General features: G+C 65.5%; 15 protein-coding genes and 1 tRNA gene. 9 read left to right on the top strand and 7 right to left on the bottom strand.

What is annotated here, in order from left to right; all coding sequences use genetic code 11:
* The coding region (locus tag QZ189_RS07370) for a 4-alpha-glucanotransferase (protein ID WP_296421419.1) at window positions 1-202 on the bottom strand (202 nt) is incomplete at its 3' end.
* Window positions 199-1,416 carry a Coenzyme F420 hydrogenase/dehydrogenase, beta subunit C-terminal domain gene (locus tag QZ189_RS07365; protein WP_296416032.1) on the bottom strand — a complete coding sequence of 406 codons (1,218 nt, stop codon included), beginning with the start codon at window positions 1,414-1,416 and terminating at the stop codon, window positions 199-201. The genes QZ189_RS07365 and QZ189_RS07370, both read right to left, overlap by 4 nt.
* A gap of 105 nt (window positions 1,417-1,521) precedes the next feature.
* Here QZ189_RS07365 and QZ189_RS07360 point away from each other — a divergent pair, with 105 nt between their 5' ends.
* Window positions 1,522-2,460 carry an LCP family protein gene (locus QZ189_RS07360; RefSeq protein ID WP_296418083.1) on the top strand — a complete coding sequence of 313 codons (939 nt, stop codon included), beginning with the start codon at window positions 1,522-1,524 and terminating at the stop codon, window positions 2,458-2,460.
* Here the strand turns inward: QZ189_RS07360 and QZ189_RS07355 are convergent.
* Complete coding sequence (locus QZ189_RS07355) at window positions 2,399-2,935, bottom strand: hypothetical protein (RefSeq protein ID WP_296421418.1); 537 nt, start codon at window positions 2,933-2,935, stop codon at window positions 2,399-2,401. The two genes, QZ189_RS07360 and QZ189_RS07355, sit on opposite strands and share 62 nt — an antisense overlap.
* Window positions 2,936-3,015: 80 nt before the next feature.
* On the opposite strand from QZ189_RS07355, the gene QZ189_RS07350 reads away from it, so the two are divergent.
* Both QZ189_RS07350 and QZ189_RS07345 read left to right on the top strand, forming a co-directional pair.
* Entirely contained in the window at window positions 3,016-4,011 is a 996-nt protein-coding gene (locus QZ189_RS07350; RefSeq protein WP_010317880.1) for a ribose-phosphate pyrophosphokinase, read from the top strand.
* Window positions 4,008-5,141, top strand: a complete 1,134-nt coding sequence (locus tag QZ189_RS07345) for a family 10 glycosylhydrolase (protein ID WP_296416029.1) — start codon at window positions 4,008-4,010, stop codon at window positions 5,139-5,141. Before QZ189_RS07350 ends, QZ189_RS07345 begins: the two co-directional genes overlap by 4 nt.
* Here the strand turns inward: QZ189_RS07345 and pepN are convergent.
* The 3 genes from pepN to QZ189_RS07330 form a co-directional block, all read right to left on the bottom strand.
* On the bottom strand, window positions 5,138-7,834 hold the full coding sequence (gene pepN / locus QZ189_RS07340) for an aminopeptidase N (RefSeq protein WP_296421417.1): 2,697 nt from the start codon (window positions 7,832-7,834) through the stop codon (window positions 5,138-5,140). The two genes, QZ189_RS07345 and pepN, sit on opposite strands and share 4 nt — an antisense overlap.
* A gap of 477 nt (window positions 7,835-8,311) precedes the next feature.
* On the bottom strand, window positions 8,312-8,725 hold the full coding sequence (locus QZ189_RS07335) for a cAMP phosphodiesterase (RefSeq protein WP_296421416.1): 414 nt from the start codon (window positions 8,723-8,725) through the stop codon (window positions 8,312-8,314).
* Between the two features lie 51 nt (window positions 8,726-8,776).
* A complete protein-coding gene (locus QZ189_RS07330; protein WP_363155517.1) occupies window positions 8,777-9,187 on the bottom strand; it encodes a hypothetical protein in 411 nt (136 codons plus the stop codon).
* A gap of 358 nt (window positions 9,188-9,545) precedes the next feature.
* Here QZ189_RS07330 and QZ189_RS07325 point away from each other — a divergent pair, with 358 nt between their 5' ends.
* Window positions 9,546-10,688, top strand: coding sequence for a histidine kinase (locus tag QZ189_RS07325; RefSeq protein WP_296421420.1), 1,143 nt, complete (start codon window positions 9,546-9,548; stop codon window positions 10,686-10,688).
* 123 nt (window positions 10,689-10,811) lie between these two features.
* Window positions 10,812-10,884 (top strand) — tRNA-Glu (locus QZ189_RS07320).
* Window positions 10,885-10,936: 52 nt separating this feature from the next.
* Here QZ189_RS07320 and QZ189_RS07315 read toward each other — a convergent pair.
* Complete coding sequence (locus QZ189_RS07315; protein WP_247479729.1) at window positions 10,937-11,407, bottom strand: SRPBCC family protein; 471 nt, start codon at window positions 11,405-11,407, stop codon at window positions 10,937-10,939.
* A gap of 243 nt (window positions 11,408-11,650) precedes the next feature.
* On the opposite strand from QZ189_RS07315, the gene QZ189_RS07310 reads away from it, so the two are divergent.
* The 4 genes from QZ189_RS07310 to QZ189_RS07295 all read left to right on the top strand — a co-directional run bounded on the left by QZ189_RS07310 (window position 11,651) and on the right by QZ189_RS07295 (window position 17,189).
* Window positions 11,651-12,826, top strand: a complete 1,176-nt coding sequence (locus QZ189_RS07310) for a phycobilisome linker polypeptide (protein ID WP_296421415.1) — start codon at window positions 11,651-11,653, stop codon at window positions 12,824-12,826.
* 115 nt (window positions 12,827-12,941) lie between these two features.
* Window positions 12,942-14,465: a glucose-6-phosphate dehydrogenase gene (gene zwf, locus QZ189_RS07305; RefSeq protein ID WP_010317888.1), complete on the top strand. Its 1,524-nt coding sequence runs from the start codon at window positions 12,942-12,944 to the stop codon at window positions 14,463-14,465.
* Between the two features lie 37 nt (window positions 14,466-14,502).
* The gene (locus QZ189_RS07300; RefSeq protein ID WP_010317889.1) at window positions 14,503-15,807 is read left to right on the top strand and encodes a glucose-6-phosphate dehydrogenase assembly protein OpcA; all 1,305 of its coding nucleotides are present in this window, start codon (window positions 14,503-14,505) and stop codon (window positions 15,805-15,807) included.
* Window positions 15,808-15,815: 8 nt separating this feature from the next.
* Entirely contained in the window at window positions 15,816-17,189 is a 1,374-nt protein-coding gene (locus QZ189_RS07295) for a cobyrinate a,c-diamide synthase (RefSeq protein ID WP_296421414.1), read from the top strand.
* Window positions 17,190-17,271: the final 82 nt, after the last annotated feature.

Here is a 17,271-nt window from a genome sequence, read left to right as displayed (position 1 = left end):
ACCAGGGGTTCAGGGCGAAGGCGCTGGGGGCGCTGTAGGGGGAGCCCAGGCCGTCGGTGGGGGCCAGGGGCAGCACCTGCCAGGCCTGGATGCCCTGGCTGGCGAGGGCATCGACCCACTTGTGGGCGGCGGCCCCAAAGGTCCCGCAGGCCGGTGTGCCCGGCAGCGCCGTGACGTGCAGCAGGACCCCAGCGCGCCTCATGGGTTGGGGAGCTTGTAGCGGCTGATGATCCGCTGGGCAAAGGCGGGGATATGGGCCTCCACCTTCTCGGGGTGATTGCGCCGCAGCCAGAGGGCATTGCGGGTGAAGTGCGAATCAATCGAGAAGCGGCCGTACTCCAGGCCCTGGGGGCCAAAGCGCCCGACGAAGCAGCCAATGATGTTGGCCAGCCAAATCGGCAGCTTCAGCGCCTTGTCGTAGGCCTCAATGCCCTGCTGCACGGCCGCCTGGCGTTGACCGCGACTGGTCACCGGAGCCACATCCAGTTCCGCCTCCACCAAGTCCAGCAACTGCTGACCGCGGGGGTTGCGCACCGTGAGCCATTGGCGGCCAAACGTCGCCCCCATGTAGCCAACCACCAGGTCCGCACCGGCGTTGGTGTAGTCAAAGCAGCTCAGACAGCTCGGCGCGAAGACGTTTTTGAGCTTGGGCGTATCCAGCCCGAAGAAGGGAACCGTCTCCTCGCGGCCATCGCTGTGGCGGAAGTGGATCCGGAAGTCCTGCATGAACTCGTAGTGGACCACGGTCTCCGGGGAGCTGACCGTGGTCTCCAGGAAGGTCTGAAGCCCCTCGCGCGAGACGTTGTCAGTGCAGGGAAGCCCCAGCACATAGAGCTGATCGAGGGGCAGGGTGGACTCCACCGCCCGCAGGGCCTGGATCTGGCAGCCCACGCCGATGGCCAGCAGCTTGCGAATGCCACTGCCGGGGAGCTGCTCCAGCACCTCCAGGTTGGGGGAGAGGGTCGGCTTGTTCACCCGGGCACTCAGCACCTCCTCGGGGGTGCGGGCCAGCCGTGGCACCGGAGTGAAGCGATCGTCCTCGCTTTGCCCCACGCAGAGCACGGCATCCACTAGCCCGCTCTCGAGGGCCAGGACGCCAATGCGGCTCGCGATTCCGGTCCACTGGGCGCCGGCGATGGGCTGCTGCAAACGGGCGGTCAGCATCCGCTGCTGCACACCGAAATAGAGCTCGTCCTCGTTCTCCAGGTCGCGGCTGCGGCCATGGGCCGCGGTCTCCATCGCCTCAAAGCGCTGGTTCAAAAAGGCGCAGCTGTCCTTGACATAGGCCACCCAGCGGCTGTCGCAGAGACCGCATTGGCTGCAGAGGTCCTTGGCTGGATAGGTGCTGCCTTTCGCCAGGGGCCGGGCCCTGTCATGGGGCAGCGAGGAGCCTGGAGATGAAGCAGCGAGGGACAACGACTTGGCCGGGCGAGGCCACAACCTATCTGGCGTGAGCGCAACAACGGCGTCAGCCCCAGGCGACCTACGTCAAAGTGGTGCGTCTTTCAACGCCGCCCGTCCATGGCCACCGCTGGGAATCGCCCGCAGCGCAGTGCTCGCCAACGGGCCGCGATTCGCCTCCTGGCCGCCGGCGCGGGGATCGTCGCGGGCCTGGGTGCCCTGAGCCTGGTCTGGCCCCTGCAGGACCACTCCGCCAAAGAAGACGGTCCTCCCAGCGCCGAGGCCCTCGCCGAACAACCGAGCCAGGCCCTGAACGTGCTGCTGATTGGCTCCGATGCCGACCGTCAGGGGGCCATTTCCAACGGAGCCGCCCCGGCTGGCCCCGCCAACAGCGATGCCCTGCTGCTGGTGCATGTCGATCCCAACGGCCCGGTTCAGGTGATGAACCTTCCGATCGAAGGGGCCGTTCGCTTACCCGGTGACGCCACGCCGGTGCCCCTCGGCAGCCTCTACCGCCGCGGGGGGGCAGCCCTGGTGGCTAGCGCCAGCGCGGAACTGCTGGGTCTGGCCGATGGAGCGCCCGAGCGTTATGTGGTCATCCCCCGCACGGCCCTGCGGGAGCTGGTGGATGGGATGGGACGGCTGGAGCTGGCGCCGGATCGGGCGATGGCCTACACGGATCAAAGCCAGAAGCTCACCATCGCCCTGCAGGGGGGCCTGCAGCAGCTCAATGGCACCCAGGTGGAGCAGTACCTGCGCTTCCGGGACCCGATCAATGGTGAGGAGCGCCGGCGCGATCGCCAAGAGCAGGCCATCGCCACACTGCTGCGGCAGATGGGTCAGGCCGCCCAGCTCAAGCGCCTGCCCTCGCTGATTGCCGAACTGCGGCCCCAGGTGGACACAAACCTCAGTCCCCAGGAGGTGCTGAGCCTGATGGCGGTGGCCCTGCAGCCGGGGCAATCCGTGCAGTTCCAGAGCCTCAGCCTGCGGCCGGCCCTCAATGCAAAGGCATCGATGCGGGAGCTGGAGGAGCAGCGGCTGCAACCGCGCTGGCCGTAATCAGGCGCAGGCGCAACTCCGCCAGGGCCTCTGGGTCCGCCGGCGAGGACGGCAGGTGCCCCAACCAGGGCAGGCCTTCGGCGCGGCGCTCCGCCGGTCTCCAGTCCCCGCCCCACTGGATCATCCCGACCAGGGGAACCCGGTAGTGGCGCAGCAGCGCCCAGTGGCTGCGGGCTAGGCCGGCGGCACGGTCCGCCTCACTGCAGAGCAAGCAGGTGGGCAGGCGCCAGGCCCCCAGCAGTTCCGCCCAGCACTCCACGGCGCCCAGGGGCTGCGCGGGATCGATGTCCAAGGGCTGGAGCCAGCCTGGGGCTTCTGCGCTGAGGGCCAGCAGGGACGCTTGAGGATCGCTGTGCCACGCAGGCATCAGCCGCCATCCCGTGAGGTCCGCCAAGGCGGAGGCCGAGGTGCCCATGCGCCCCCCTGGAGCCACCAAACACACCCCTGAGGCAGCGCTGGAGTTCGAGCGATTCATGAAGGGATCGGGCTCCAGGGTGCTGACCGCGTGCCGGGCGGCTTCTACGATCAGGGTTCTACCGTCCAGCCAGCGGCCCCGTGACCAGTTTCCTGACCGCAGAACGGGTCGATCAGGCAAGCATGGGCCATGACACCAAGCGCCTGCGGCTGTTCAGCGGCACCTCAAACCAGGCCCTGGCTCGAGAGATCGGTGCCTACCTCGGGGTCCCGGATGGCCCCCGGGTGATCAAACGCTTTGCCGATGGCGAGCTCTACATCCAGATCCAGGAATCGATCCGAGGCTGCGACGTCTTCCTGATCCAACCGACCTGCGCTCCGGTGAACGATCACCTGATGGAGCTGCTGGTGATGGTGGATGCCTGCAAACGGGCCTCCGCCCGCCAGATCACCGCTGTGATCCCCTACTACGGCTACGCCCGGGCTGACCGCAAAACCGCGGGCCGCGAGTCGATCACCGCCAAATTGGTGGCCAACCTGCTGGCCAAGTCCGGTGTGGATCGGGTGCTGGCGATGGATCTGCACTCCGCCCAGATCCAGGGCTATTTCGACATTCCCTGCGACCACATCTACGGGTCCCCGGTGCTGGTGGACTATCTGCGCGGCCGCGACCTGGGCGATGTGGTGGTGGTCTCCCCCGACGTCGGTGGCGTGGCCCGGGCCCGCGCCTTCGCCAAGCAACTCAATGACGCCCCCCTGGCGATCATCGACAAGCGCCGCTCCGGCCACAACGTGGCCGAGAGCCTGACGGTGATTGGCGATGTGGCCGGCAAGACCGCGATCGTGATCGACGACATGATCGACACCGGCGGCACGATCTGCGCTGGCGCGCGCCTGCTGCGTCAGAACGGAGCGACCCAGGTGCTGGCCTGCGCCACCCATGCGGTCTTCTCGCCACCGGCGGTGGAGCGTCTCTCCGAGCCCGGCCTGTTCGAGGAAGTGATCGTCACCAACTCCATCCCCCTGAGCGAAGACCGCCGCTTCCCCCAGCTGCAGGTGCTCTCAGTGGCCAACATGCTCGGTGAGGCGATCTGGCGCATCCACGACGAGAGCTCCGTTAGCTCGATGTTCCGGTGAAGCGCAGGCTGGCCCTTGCCGTCAGCCTGGTGCTCTCAGGTCTGTTGGCCTCCCTCGCCGCTGAGGCGAAAGAACCAGAGCCCCGGCGGATTGGGGTCTGGCTCACCAACAGCCCAAGCCCGCTGTATTACTCAAAACAGCGGATTCAGGAGGCCGTCGAGGAGCTCAGCGTGGCTGGCTTCAACACCCTCTACCCCAACGTCTGGAGCCGCGGCACCACCTTCCACCGCAGTCGCTGGGCGCCCATGGAGCCCGCCCTGCTGCAGAGCAACCCCAACCTCGATCCGATTTGCCGCTTCACCGAAGCCGCCCACCGGCGCGGCCTGCGGGTGATCCCCTGGTTTGAGTACGGCCTGATGGAGCCGGCGGATGCCGCGGTCGTGCGGCAAAACCCGGAGTGGGTGTTGCAGAACAGCTCCGGCATCAGCACGGTCTCGATGCATGGCAAGGAGATGGTCTGGCTCAACCCGGCCCACCCCGGGGTCAAGGAACGGTTCCTGGGGCTGATCGGCGAGATCGTCCAGCGCTGCAAGGTCGATGGCATTCAGCTCGATGACCACTTCGCCTGGCCGGTCGAGCTGGGCTACGACCCCTACACCCGAGCGCTCTACCGCCAGGAGACCGGGCAAGAACCGCCCGAGCTGCACACCGATCGGGCCTGGATGAACTGGAGACGGCGTCAACTCACGGGGCTGCTGCGGGAGCTGCGCCGCACCCTGAAAGACAGCGGCCTGGGGAGCCCCTACGTCAGCCTCTCCCCCGGCCCCTTCCGCTTTGCCTACAACCATTGGCTCCAGGACTGGGAGATCTGGGCCCTGGGGGGCCTGATCGATGAGCTGGTGGTGCAGAACTACGCCTATTCCCTCAGGGGGTTTGAGAAGGATCTGCAACAACCTGCCCTGACCAAGGCCAGCAGTTGGGGCATCCCGGTGGAGATCGGCATCCTTGCGGGCTTTGGCGGACGCACGACGGAGTTCCCCGACCTGAGCGAACGGGTGAAATTGGCCATCGCCCGCGGCCACGGCGTCATCTACTTCTATTGGGAGGGGCTGTGGGGAGCCCACGCCGGCCCCGAGGGCGGAGCGCTACGGCGCGAAGGGCTGAAGCGGCTCCACCAGTCCCTGCCCTAGGCCGGCTGCAGGCACTGATCCACCACCTCGCGGCTATTCGGGGAGAGCGGCGCCTCGGACAACTGCTGCAACGCTTCGCGCATGCGCTCTGAGCGCTCTGGGCCATAGCTCTGCCAGCGGCTGAAGACCTTGGCCATCCGCGAGGCGGTAATCGGATTGCGTTGATCCACAGCCGCAATCTGCTCGGCCATGAAGCGATAGCCGCGGCCATCGGCCCGGTGGAACTGGCTGACGTTGCCGGCAAAACCGCCCAGGACCGCCCGCAGGGAATTCGGTGCCGCCGGGTCGAAGCGCGGGTGTTCCAGCAACTGCTGCACCCGGGCCACCCCATCGCCAAAGGGGGTGGCGGCCTCCAGGCCAAACCAGGCATCGAGGATCACGGGCTTGTCCTGCCAGCGGTCGTGGAAGGCCTGGAGTGCCGCGCTGCGCTCCGGACTCTCAATGGACTGCAGGGCCCGCAGGCCAGCGCGGGCGAGGGTCATCGACGGCCCCGACACCGCCTCGGCGGCCTCGGCGCGGATGGCCGCATCCCCAGCGGCGACCCGCCAACTCCAGACAGTGGCGGTGAGGTCCCGGTCGCCCACACCCTCCGGCCAGCTCTTTTGCCATTGGTTGCGGCAGGAGGCCAAGACCGCCTCCAGAGGATCCTTGAGCTCCTCACCGAAGCGGGTGCGCAGGGCCAGGGCCGCCTCAAACAAGGCCGGCGGATCCACCGTGCCGTTCTGGGTCAGGGCCGCATCCTCCAGCTCCGGTAGGCCCGGGAAGGCCATCAAGGCACTGCGGTAGGAATCGCCTAAGTCCCCCTCCAGCAGGATTCGCTCAAAGGCAGCCACCAGGCCTTCTTCCAGCTCATCGTTGATCGAACCGGCCGCCCGCTCCAGCAGGGCCTGACGCAACAACACCTGGCCGGCATCCCAGCGGGAGAAGGACTCGCTGTCGCAGGCCAGCAGGTGGAGTAGCTCGTTGGTGGGGCGCTCCATCGCGATGCGAACCGGGGCTGAGAAGCCGCGGGGCAGTGACACCGCCGGGGGGTGTGAGTGGGCCTCGAGCCCCACAAACAGCAGCGTCTGCTCCGGGCGATCGATCACAAACAAGCGGCTGGCGCTGCCCCAGGCAGCGGGCAGTTGCGCGGCGGCCACGTCCTGGGCGTGCTCACCCGGCAACTGGAGCGGCAGCGGATCACCGCCCTGGCCCACCAGGCCCAGCACCAGGGGAATCACCACAGGTTCCTTCTGGGGTTGGCCCGGAGTGGCGGGAGTGGACTGGCGAATCGTGAGCTGCAGGGTGCCGGCATCGCCATCCCAGTGGCGCTCGATCTGCAGCTGGGGTGTTCCGGCCTGGCTGTACCAACGCCTGAACTGCTGAAAATCAAACCGGGGCAGGTCGCCAGCCGTCTTGGCGGCATCCTCCATCGCCTGCACAAAGTCCTGGCAGGTGGCGGCGGTGCCGTCATGACGGCTCACATAGAGAGCCATGCCACGCATGAACGTCTCCTCACCCAGCAGGGTGTGCAGAACGCGGATGACTTCTGCGCCCTTCTCGTAGATCGTCGTTGTGTAGAAGTTGTCGATGGCCTGGTAGTGATCCGGCTGGATCGGATGGGCCGTCGGACCGGCGTCCTCGCGGAACTGGGTGTTGCGCAGCAGCGCCACGTCCTCAATGCGCTTGACCTCGGGGGAATGCAGGTCCGCCGTGAAGCTGGCATCGCGGAAGACCGTCAGGCCCTCCTTCAGCGAGAGCTGGAACCAGTCCCGGCAGGTGATGCGGTTCCCCGTCCAGTTGTGGAAGTACTCGTGGCCAATGACGCTTTCGATGCGCTCCAACTCGCCGTCGGTGGCGGTCTCCGCGTCCGCTAGGACCAACTTGGAATTGAAGATATTGAGACTCTTGTTCTCCATCGCGCCCATGTTGAAGTGGCGCACCGCAACGAGATTGAACTCGTCGAGGTCATATTCCAAGCCGTAGCGACGCTCATCCCAGGCCATCGAGCGCTTCAGCGACGCCATCGCGTGGGCCGTGAAGCCCGCATCTCCAGGCTCGACGTGAATCCGCAGTTGAACCGTTCGGCCGCTGCAGGTCACGAATTGATCGCGCACCTCCTCCAGGGCACCCGCCACCAGGGCGAACAAATAGGAGGGCTTGGGGAAGGGGTCATCCCAGACGGCGTAGTGACGGCCGGGGTCCCCTGGGAGTGAACCGGTCTCCAGGCAGTTGCCGTTCGAGAGCAGCACCGGGCAGCTGGCCAGGTCCGCTTCGATGCGCACCCGAAAGCGGCTGAGCAGATCCGGGCGATCCGGGTGGAAGGTGATCCGCCGAAAGCCCTCGGCCTCGCATTGGGTAGTGAAGAGGCCACCGCTGACGTACAGCCCCTCCAGGCTGGTGTTGGTCTGGGGCTGAATCCTGACCCTGGTTCGCAGCCGGCAGGCCTCTGTCGGTGGCTTGAGCAACACCAACTTGCTGCTCTCCAGGCGATAGGTCTCTGGCGCCAGGGGCTGGCCGTCGAGCTCAATCGAGAGCAGCTCGAGTTGTTCCCCCAAGAACTCCCAGGGAGCCGCATCCGCTGCAGCTCCTGCGGGAACCAGCTGGAACTCCGCCTCGACGACGGCATGATCGGCGTGGAGCTGGAACAGCAGCTCGGTGTGCTCGATCGTGAACGGGGCCGGGCGGTAGTCAGCGAGGCGAACGGTGGCCATGCGGGGGAAGAATCACCAAGGAACGGGACCCCGCCCCGTCGCCACGCTGCAGCCCATCTGGGAGCCGAGCAGAGCACCGAGGGGAATCGCCCATGCCCGACCATCCTGGCGGGAGAGGGCATAGGCCGCCGCCCCACCGGTTAATCCACCCAAAAGCCGACCGGTGTTGCAGGAGACCGCCGGGGCCTGAGCGACCGGAAGGGCTCTGGTTTGGCGCTCACGCCAGGTTGTTTCCTGTCGAGGCCTCCGGACCGGCCTCCAAGCCCGATGGTGATGCTGCCTGTGCCAGCGCTCGCCATGGGCGAACGCTGGAGCAGGCAGAAGGCTCAACACGGGGGACATCGCTGCGCAGATCAGCAGCAGCGTCAACGGAGAACGAGAGGTCATCGAATCAGTCCAAAGGGGACCTCTTCAGACAAGCTCCGGCGCTGCGGTGATCTCTGACTGAACGTCCCCTGAAGGACGACTAAATGCGACTCAGGGCTTCTTGGCCGGCTTCTGGGGTTGTGCAGTGCGGCCTTTGACCGCTTCCTCAACCTTGGCCTTCACATCGGCTGGGACCTCGTTGGGGCAGACCTCAACGGCACCCAACACCGCCGAATTAATCGAACCGCGGCGCAGCTCTTCGATCGAGAGGGGTTTGTTGCCCACCTGAGCGATCTGGGACTGATGCCCCCCTTGAATCACCTGGGCGATCGTCTCACCAGCAATCGCCACGGCCTTATCAAAGTCCGTATCTGCAGCCCGGGCGATGCAGACATTGAGTGCCGCAATGCGGGTGTAGAGGTTCATCTCTGCCTCGGTAGCCGGAGCCGCCTGGACCGGCAGTGGTGCGATCCAGAGCACCACGGGCAGGAGGACGAGGCCCAGGTGAATCCGAGACAGGCGCACGCGAACAGCAGCAATTGGCTCTAATCCTGATGCACGCCGCACCGAGGGGCACTAGTCGTCGCTGCGCAACGGAGGACCAGCCTCCTCAACCCGAATTTCGTGGTGGGTTTCCACCAGCTCCAAGTTGCCGTCACGCCAGGAATAAATCGAACGCGCCCGGAACTGGTCTTGGTTCACCAGACGGATGTGCTCAAGGATGTCCCACTCGAGGTAGTGCGACTCAAAGACCACCTCATGCTCATCCGCCTGGCGGATCTGACTTTTGGTGGGGGAGCCGCAGAGATAACCCCGACTGCGGCGCAGCTGATGGCCGCAGAGGGTCGCGTCCATCGTTCCCTCCCGGACATAACGGGGCTTGAGCTCAAAAAAGTCGTATTCCTTCTCTGGCCACCAGGTGAAGCGATAACGGGGTTCCGATTCGACCTGATCCTCAAAGGTCTGAACCCTGAGGAACATGTCCACCCGCAGGACTTCATCGTCCGGGAAAAAGTATTGGCGGCGCGAGCGCCATAGCCCCAGGTTTCGGTTGAACCAACGCCGCAGGGTGTTATCGAATTGGATAGGACGCCTTCCTGGTGCAGAAGGCGCCCACGAGACCGGATGGACTCGCGTCGATAGCTCCCGATGATGGACCACTGGGACTAAGCGAACAACGACTCATCACAGTCGTCATAGCGAGGCCTGCAGGTCTTGAAAAACCCCCATAGGGTGAAACAACAATTTCTCCAGGTTTCATCCTCCGGTGCACCCTGCTGGGGATTCGATCCCCGCTGGCAACGACTTGATCCGTCGCGATGGCACGGAAGGCCTTGAGGCGCCCATCCAAGGCAGCGCGGATGGCTGGGCAGAACCCGATGACGATGACTCCCCGCAACGCCGCCGTCTGAAGTTGTTGCTGGTAGCCGGCACCCACCACCGGGCCAGCGCCGATGTGCGAAGCCTGGTGGCGTTTTTGGAACGGGAAGACTTTGGCTTCGAAGTCGGCCTGGAGCTGGCGGACCCTGCGCAACGTCCGGAACTGTTGGAGCTCCACCGGCTGGTGGCCACCCCAGCACTGATCAAGCTCGAGCCCGCTCCCAAGCAGGTGTTTGCGGGCAACATGCTGCTGCAACAGCTGCGCAACTGGTTGCCGCGCTGGCAGCAGCTGGAGGTGGTGAGCGGACTGGGCATGAGCCTCCGGCCCGCAGAGAGCGATGGCAGCCGAACCCAGCGGGAACTGCAACTGGAAGACCAGGTCCTGGTGCTGCGCCAAGAAAACGAGACGCTGATCGAACGCCTACGCGGCCAGGAGCGTCTGCTGCGGATGGTCGCCCACGAATTGAGAACCCCCCTCACGGCTTCAAAGCTGGCGCTGCAAAGCCTGAACCTCGGGCAAATCGATCAAACCCGCTTCCGCGATGTGCTCGATCGGCGCCTCGATGACATCGAGCAGTTGTCGAAAGATCTGCTGGAGGTGGGAACCACCCGCTGGGAAGCCCTGTTCAACCCCCAGCGCATCGCCCTGGGCCCCCTCGCCGCGGAGGCCATTCTTGAGCTGGAGAAGCGCTGGGTGGGCCGAGGCCTCGAGCTGATCACCGATATCCCAAGCGACCTTCCCGATGTCTATGCGGACCAGCGACGCATGCGACAGGTGTTCCTCAACCTGCTGGAGAACGCCTTCAAGTACACGCCCGACGCCGGGCAGGTGCGCATGTCCATCTTTCACCGCACCAGCCAGTGGATCGAGGTCAGCGTCTGCGATTCCGGCCCGGGGATTCCTGTCGATGAGCAGGAGCGGATTTTTCAGGATCGGGTACGCCTCCCCCAGACCTCATCCACCACCTCAGGCTTTGGGGTCGGCCTCTCGGTCTGCCGGCGCATCACGGAAGTGCACGGGGGGCGGATCTGGGTGGTTTCCGAGCCGGATGAGGGTGCCTGCTTCTACTTCACGGTGCCCGTCTGGGACGGCCAAGGGGCCAGTTGAGTTGCAGGTCATGACCTTGATTGACGAAGGGACCCTCCGACCCGTAATTTCTTTCCATCGGACGCAGCGGTCAAACGCCAAGCGCTGCAAGGGAATCTGAATTCCTTTGTGCTCCGAGTCCTAGCCCCCATCGTCTAGAGGCCTAGGACACCTCCCTTTCACGGAGGCGACAGGGGTTCGAATCCCCTTGGGGGTATCTCAAAGACAAGCGGCCTCGGCCGCTTTTTTTGTGTCAACCGATCAGCGGATCAGACCAGCGCTTCTCGGCGCTGAGCCTCGGCCTGCACAGCACGCAAGTTGGCGGCCAGATCTTCCTGCAGGCGCTGTTCAATCAGCCCGATCGGCATCCCGACGCAGCCCTGAACCGTTAATTCGTAGAGCAGGGTTGTGGTCTCGCCGTCGAAACCAATGGTCCAAACCCCATCAAAGCGGCGAAAATCCCCCTTCAACATCGTGAAGGTCAGCTGCCGAGCCTCGGGATGTTCCGTGAGCTCGAGCTGCACCCGGGCCTTGAACTGCATCCCCATAAAGCGCTGGGCCCCCTCCTGCTCCAGGCCAACGACGGACCCACGCCGCCAGAGCAAGCGTGAGGTCTGGAGATTGGGGATGAAGCGGCTCAGCTGGTCGTAATCCGTCAGGACCGCCCAGATCCAGGTCGGATCAATGGCCAGGCGAAGCTGGACTGCAAGCCGGCGGGTGCCGCCTGGCAAGCGCTCCATCTCCTGCTGGATGGTGTCAAGCGAGCAGGCACCCTGGCCTGAGGACGCTGCATTCAGCGGTTCACTCAGCGCAGAGGTCGAATCCGGTGGCACCGACAACTGTGTCAAGGAATGCGCCGGGGGGGCTCAAGCTCAAGAAGCGTCAACCTAGCCCGCTCCGGAATGCAACGGAGAGAGGCCTCTGGCGCTTGAAGCTCTGCGGATTACCTATGATCGCGCGCGTCCATAGGGCAGAAGAGATTCATGCGTGTTTCGACCGCTACATCCAGCCGCAGCGACTCCCGCATGTTCACTGTGGTTGTGCAGGGGTATGGCAGTGCCCACCCCCGCAATGCCGAGCGGACGATCAGCGTTCCCTTCTCTCGCCTGCAGGCACTGATGCAATCCATCAGTCAGATCGGTGGGACGATCGTTTCGGTCACCCCCTCCTCTGAGGCGCCTGCTGCACCTGCCCCCGCGCCCGCGGCCAAGCCGGCTCCCGCCGCTGCCGCCAAAAAAGCCCCCGCTAAAAAAGCTGCTTCTGTGTCACACGCTGCCGTTCCGGTCAATCTCTACAAGCCCAAGACCCCTTTCCTGGGCACCGTTACCGAGAACTACAGCCTGCTGGGCGAAGGTGCGATCGGTCGCGTGAACCACATCACCTTCGACCTCAAAGGTGGTGATCCCCAGCTGCATTACGTCGAAGGTCAGTCCATCGGCATCATTCCCGATGGCGAGGACGCCAACGGCAAGCCCCACAAGCTGCGTCTGTATTCGATCGCCAGCACCCGCCACGGCGACGACCTGGCTGATGACACCGTCTCCCTCTGCGTGCGTCAGCTGCAGTACGAGAAGGATGGCGAAACCATCAACGGTGTCTGCTCCACCTTCCTCTGCGACATCGAGCCCGGCGCCAAGGTGAAGATCACCGGCCCCGTGGGCAAGGAGATGCTCCTGCCGGCCGATGAAGACGCCAACATCATCATGCTGGCCACCGGCACCGGCATCGCGCCGATGCGCACCTACCTGCGCCGGATGTTTGAGCCCGCCGAGCGCGAGAAGAACGGTTGGAACTTCCGCGGCAAGGCGTGGTTGTTCATGGGTGCACCCACCACCGCCAACCTGCTCTACGACGACGATTTCAACCGCTACGAGCGTGAGTTCCCCGAGAACTTCCGCTACACCAAGGCCATCAGCCGCGAGCAGAAGAACGCCAACGGCGGCCGGATGTACATCCAGGACCGCGTCAGCGAGAACGCCGATGAGATCTTCGCGATGATCGAAGACCCCAAGACCCACGTCTACATGTGCGGTCTGCGCGGCATGGAGCCCGGCATCGACGAAGCCATGACCACGGCCGCCGCGGCCAAGGGTCTGGATTGGTCCGAACTGCGTCCCAAGCTCAAAAAAGCCGAGCGCTGGCACGTCGAGACCTACTGAGCCAACGCCTCAGGTCAGCCTTTGCTCAAAAGCCCGCCTCGGCGGGCTTTTTTTGTGACGTCCGGATGCGTCCCCCAGTCAACGCCGTTAAACCTGGGGGACGCGCGCATCGCCCATGCCGGCCCAGCAAACCAACCCTCTGCGGGTAGGCCTTCGACAAGAGCGTGTCATCTCACCCCAGTGTCTGGTGATCTTTGGCGCGAGCGGTGACCTCACCCATCGCAAGTTGATCCCGGCGCTGTTCGAGCTGTTCCGCCAACGCCGATTACCCACGGAGTTCGCCATCCTCGGCTGCGCCCGCAGGCCCTGGAGTGATGAGGACTTCCGCGGGCGCATGGCCGAGGCGATGGCCAGCGAAATCCAACAGCACCAGAGCGCCTGGGAGCAATTCAGCGGCTGCCTCTTCTACGAGCCGGTGGACCTGCAGAAGGACGAAGACGTCGTCAAATTGGGGACGCGACTCGAGGCCCTCGATCGGCTCAAGGCCACCCGCGGCAACCGAACCTTCTATCTCTCGGTGTCACCGGCCTATTACGGCAGCGGTTGCCGGGCCCTGGCCAACGCCGGTCTCCTCCAGGATCCCGGCCGAAGCCGGGTGGTGATCGAGAAACCCTTTGGCACGGACTACAGCAGCGCCCAAACCCTGAACCGCATCGTCCAAAGCTGCGGCAAGGAATCCCAGATCTTCCGAATCGACCACTACCTGGGCAAAGAGACCGTCCAGAACATCCTGGTGTTGCGCTTCGCCAACGCCATCTTTGAGCCGATCTGGAACCGGAATTACATCTCCAGCGTCCAGATCACAGCGGCGGAAACCGTCGGCGTGGAAGAGCGGGCCGGGTACTACGAAACCAGTGGTGCCCTGCGGGACATGGTGCAGAACCACCTCACCCAAATGCTGGCCCTCACCGCCATGGAAGCGCCCGGGCACTTCGACCCGGAGGCCATTCGCAACGAGAAAGCCAAGGTGCTGCAGGCCGCCCGGCTCGCCAATGAAGACGAGCCCTGGAAATGCTGCGTGCGCGGGCAATACAGCCGCGGCGGCAGTCCGGCCAGTCCCCTAGCGGGCTACCGGGAGGAACCGGGGGTGAATCCCGACAGCACCACCGAAACCTATGTGGCGATGAAGCTGTTCATCGACAACTGGCGCTGGCAAGGGGTGCCCTTCTACCTGCGTACGGGCAAACGTCTACCCAAACGCCTCTCAGAAGTTGTGCTGACCTTCCGCAAGGCTCCCGTGCAGCTCTTTGATGCGGCGGGTGGCACCCCGACCGCCAACCAACTGGTGCTGCGGATCCAACCGGATGAAGGCGCTGGCTTTGTCTTTGACGTCAAAGCACCCGGCTCGGGCATGCGCAGCCGACCGGTGGACATGCACTTCAGCTACGAGGACAGCTTCGGTGAGCCCTCCGATGAGGGCTATGTCCGCCTTCTGGCCGACGCCATGCTCGGCGATCCCACCCTCTTCACCCGCAGTGATGAGGTGGAGGCCGCCTGGAGGCTCTACACCCCCTTGCTGGAACTGATTGAGGACGCCCCAGCCCGCCTGCCGGTCTACCCCTACGAAGCCCGGACCTGGGGTCCCGCCGCCTCCGATTCCCTCCTGGCCGAGGACGGCCTGATGTGGCGACGCCCGTAATTCCTGCTTTTCGACGTTCTGTTCTTCAGCACTTGCCATGGCTCCCCAACTCACCCTCCAGGCCCCCATCGAGATGGCTCCCCAGGAGGTCCCGGACTATCTCAACCGGCTCTGGAGTGACCATCTCAAGGACTCCAGCGGCGCCTCCACCTTCACCCTGGTGGTGTGGGAGCCCTCCTGGCTGCAGCAGCAGCTGATTCGAACCGGCCGTGCGGATGGTCCCCTGAGCGGACTGCTCAACGATCAACTGCTGGAGGCCGCACGGCGGGCGAGCAGCGAGCTGGGGCTTCCCACCGGTACAGCTCCCACCGCGCCCCAGGTGGCCTGGGCCCTCGGGCAAGAGCCCGGCCAACACAGCGCCGAGGATCTACGCGGGCAATTCGTTGACCGTGCCATCAGCGCCCACCAACCCCGGCGCCTGATCACCCTGGCCCCCACCCTGGCGGCGGATCAGCAGTTGCAGTCGATGGTGGCGGCCTACTGCCCCCTGCCGGAAGAGCGCGGCACCACGAGCGATGCCTGCGGTGATGTGGTGGTCCTGCGGGGTGGCATGGGAGCGATGTCCCATGGCTTGTCGATGCTCCAGGAGCTGATCCCCTCAGACCTGCCCTGCTGGGTCTGGTGGAACGGGAGCATGGATGAATCACCCGAGCTCCTCGAAGGGTTGGCAACCGTGCCGCGCCGTTTGGTGGTGGACAGCTCCATCGGCGAGCCCAGGCGCTGCCTCGATCTACTGGCCCAGCGCATTGCCCTCGGCCAGGCCGTCAACGACCTCAACTGGCTGCGGCTGCGGACCTGGCGGGAATCGCTGGCGATGGTCTTTGACCCCCCGAGCCGCCAGAGCGCCCTCGATCAGGTGGTTCAACTGGATATCGATGTCGAAGGGCAGCATCCGGTCAAAGGACTGCTGCTGGCCGCCTGGATTGCCGATCGGCTCGGCTGGCACCTGGTGAGCAGCTTCTGGATCGATGGATCAAGCCCAGCGGAGCGGGGGATCGGAGCTGAATTCCAGCGCTCCGATGGCCAAAGCGTTCAGTTCCGCCTGATGCCCGTCCCAGTCGGCATGAGCAAGGTCCATCCCGGGGCCCTGGTCGGCCTGCGCCTGATCTGCGCCCCGCCGAACCGCTCGCCCCTCTGCGTGATCCTCTGCTCGGAATCAGGAGGCTGCATGCGTCTGGAGGCCGGTGGCGTCGCCTCGATGGAACTGGCCGAGGAGGTCGTGCCCCTGCCGAACGAAAGCGAGGAGATGGAAATGGCCCGCCTGCTGGGGGGAGGACATGACAGCACCAACCCCCTGATGGCCGCAGCCGTCGCCCTGGCTGCCAAGCTGCTGCCCAGTTAGGACGCACCATGCCCTGCCTGATTGCCGCTCCTGCCAGCGGCAGCGGCAAGACCCTGGTCAGCCTCGCCCTCGCCGCCCTGGCGCGTCGCCGCGGCCTCAGCCTGCAGACCTTCAAGGTGGGGCCGGACTACCTGGACCCCCAGCTGTTGTCCCTGGCCAGTGGCCGGGCCTGCCGGAACCTCGACGCCCTGCTCTGCGGCGAAGACTGGCTGCGGCAGAGCTTCCAGCGCCACGGCAGTCAAGGGGATCTCTGCCTGGTGGAGGGGGTGATGGGCCTCTTCGATGGCAAGGGTCCCTCCGCCGAGGGGAGTTCCGCCCACGTGGCTGCGCTGTTGCAGCTCCCGGTGGTCCTGGTGGTGGAGGCCAGCCGGCAGGCCGGCTCCCTCGCCGCCCTGGTGCGGGGCTTCCGGGACCACGACCCGCAGCTGAGCATCGCCGGGGTGGTGCTCAACGGGGTGGGCAGTGCCCGCCACGAAGCCCTGCTGCGGGAGGCCCTGGCCTCGATCGCCATGCCGGTGCTTGGGGCCCTGCCCCGGCACACCAGCCTGGAATTGCCCTCGAGGCACCTGGGTCTGCTGCCCGCCCATGAACTGGAGGATGTGCAGACGCGACTGGAGGCCTGGGCGGAACTGGCCCAGGAGCATCTCGACCTCGAGCAGCTCTGGCCGCTGCTAAGCGCGCCGCCCCCCGCCGAACCCGCGCCACCGCCAGCCCCACCCGGGGGATGGCCTTCAGAGGCACCGATCAAGGTGGCCCTGGCCAGCGATGCCGCCTTTCACTTCCGCTACCCCGAAGCAATCGAGCTGCTGGAGCAGAACGGATTAACCGTCGAGGCCTGGTCGCCGTTAGCGGATGAACCCCTCCCTTCGGATTGCCGTGGCGTGATCCTGCCGGGGGGCTATCCGGAACTGCATGCAGGCAGCTTGAGTGCGAGCCAACGCAGCCTCAGCGCCCTACGGCAGGCGCGGGCCATGGGGCTCCCGATCTACGCCGAATGTGGAGGGTTGCTGCTGCTCGGGCGCGGCCTGGAGGACCAACAGGGCGTCCTGCATCCCATGGCGGATCTGCTGCCCTTTCAGGCGCGGCGCGGGAGCTTGAGCCTGGGCTATCGCCAAGCCTCCCCGCTGGGCGATGGACTGGTGCTGCGCCAAGGCGAGACGCTCTGGGGGCACGAGTTTCACCGCTGGCAGCTCGACGCGGAGAATGCCGAGGACTCAAGCCTTTGGCAGCTGGAGGGCTGGGGCAGTCCGGCCCGCCGAGAAGGCTGGGGCGATGGCCAGCTCCATGCCAGCTGGCTACACCTGCATTGGGGGGGCTGCCCGGCGATCCCGCAGCGCTTTGCCGCCGCCGCCCGCCAGGTCTCACCACTGGTCCCTGATTAACCATGGCCGCCTTGCACCTTTGGCTGTTGCGCCACGGCGCCACCGAATGGGCACTGAATGGACGCCACACCGGCAACACCGA

Origin of the sequence: Vulcanococcus sp. CPBay_Sum15L08_68 (genome assembly GCF_017855895.1) — a bacterium.
Lineage (GTDB): Bacteria > Cyanobacteriota > Cyanobacteriia > PCC-6307 > Cyanobiaceae > Vulcanococcus.
Note: the sequence above shows the minus strand (reverse complement) of the source record. Positions and strands in the feature narration are given on the sequence as shown.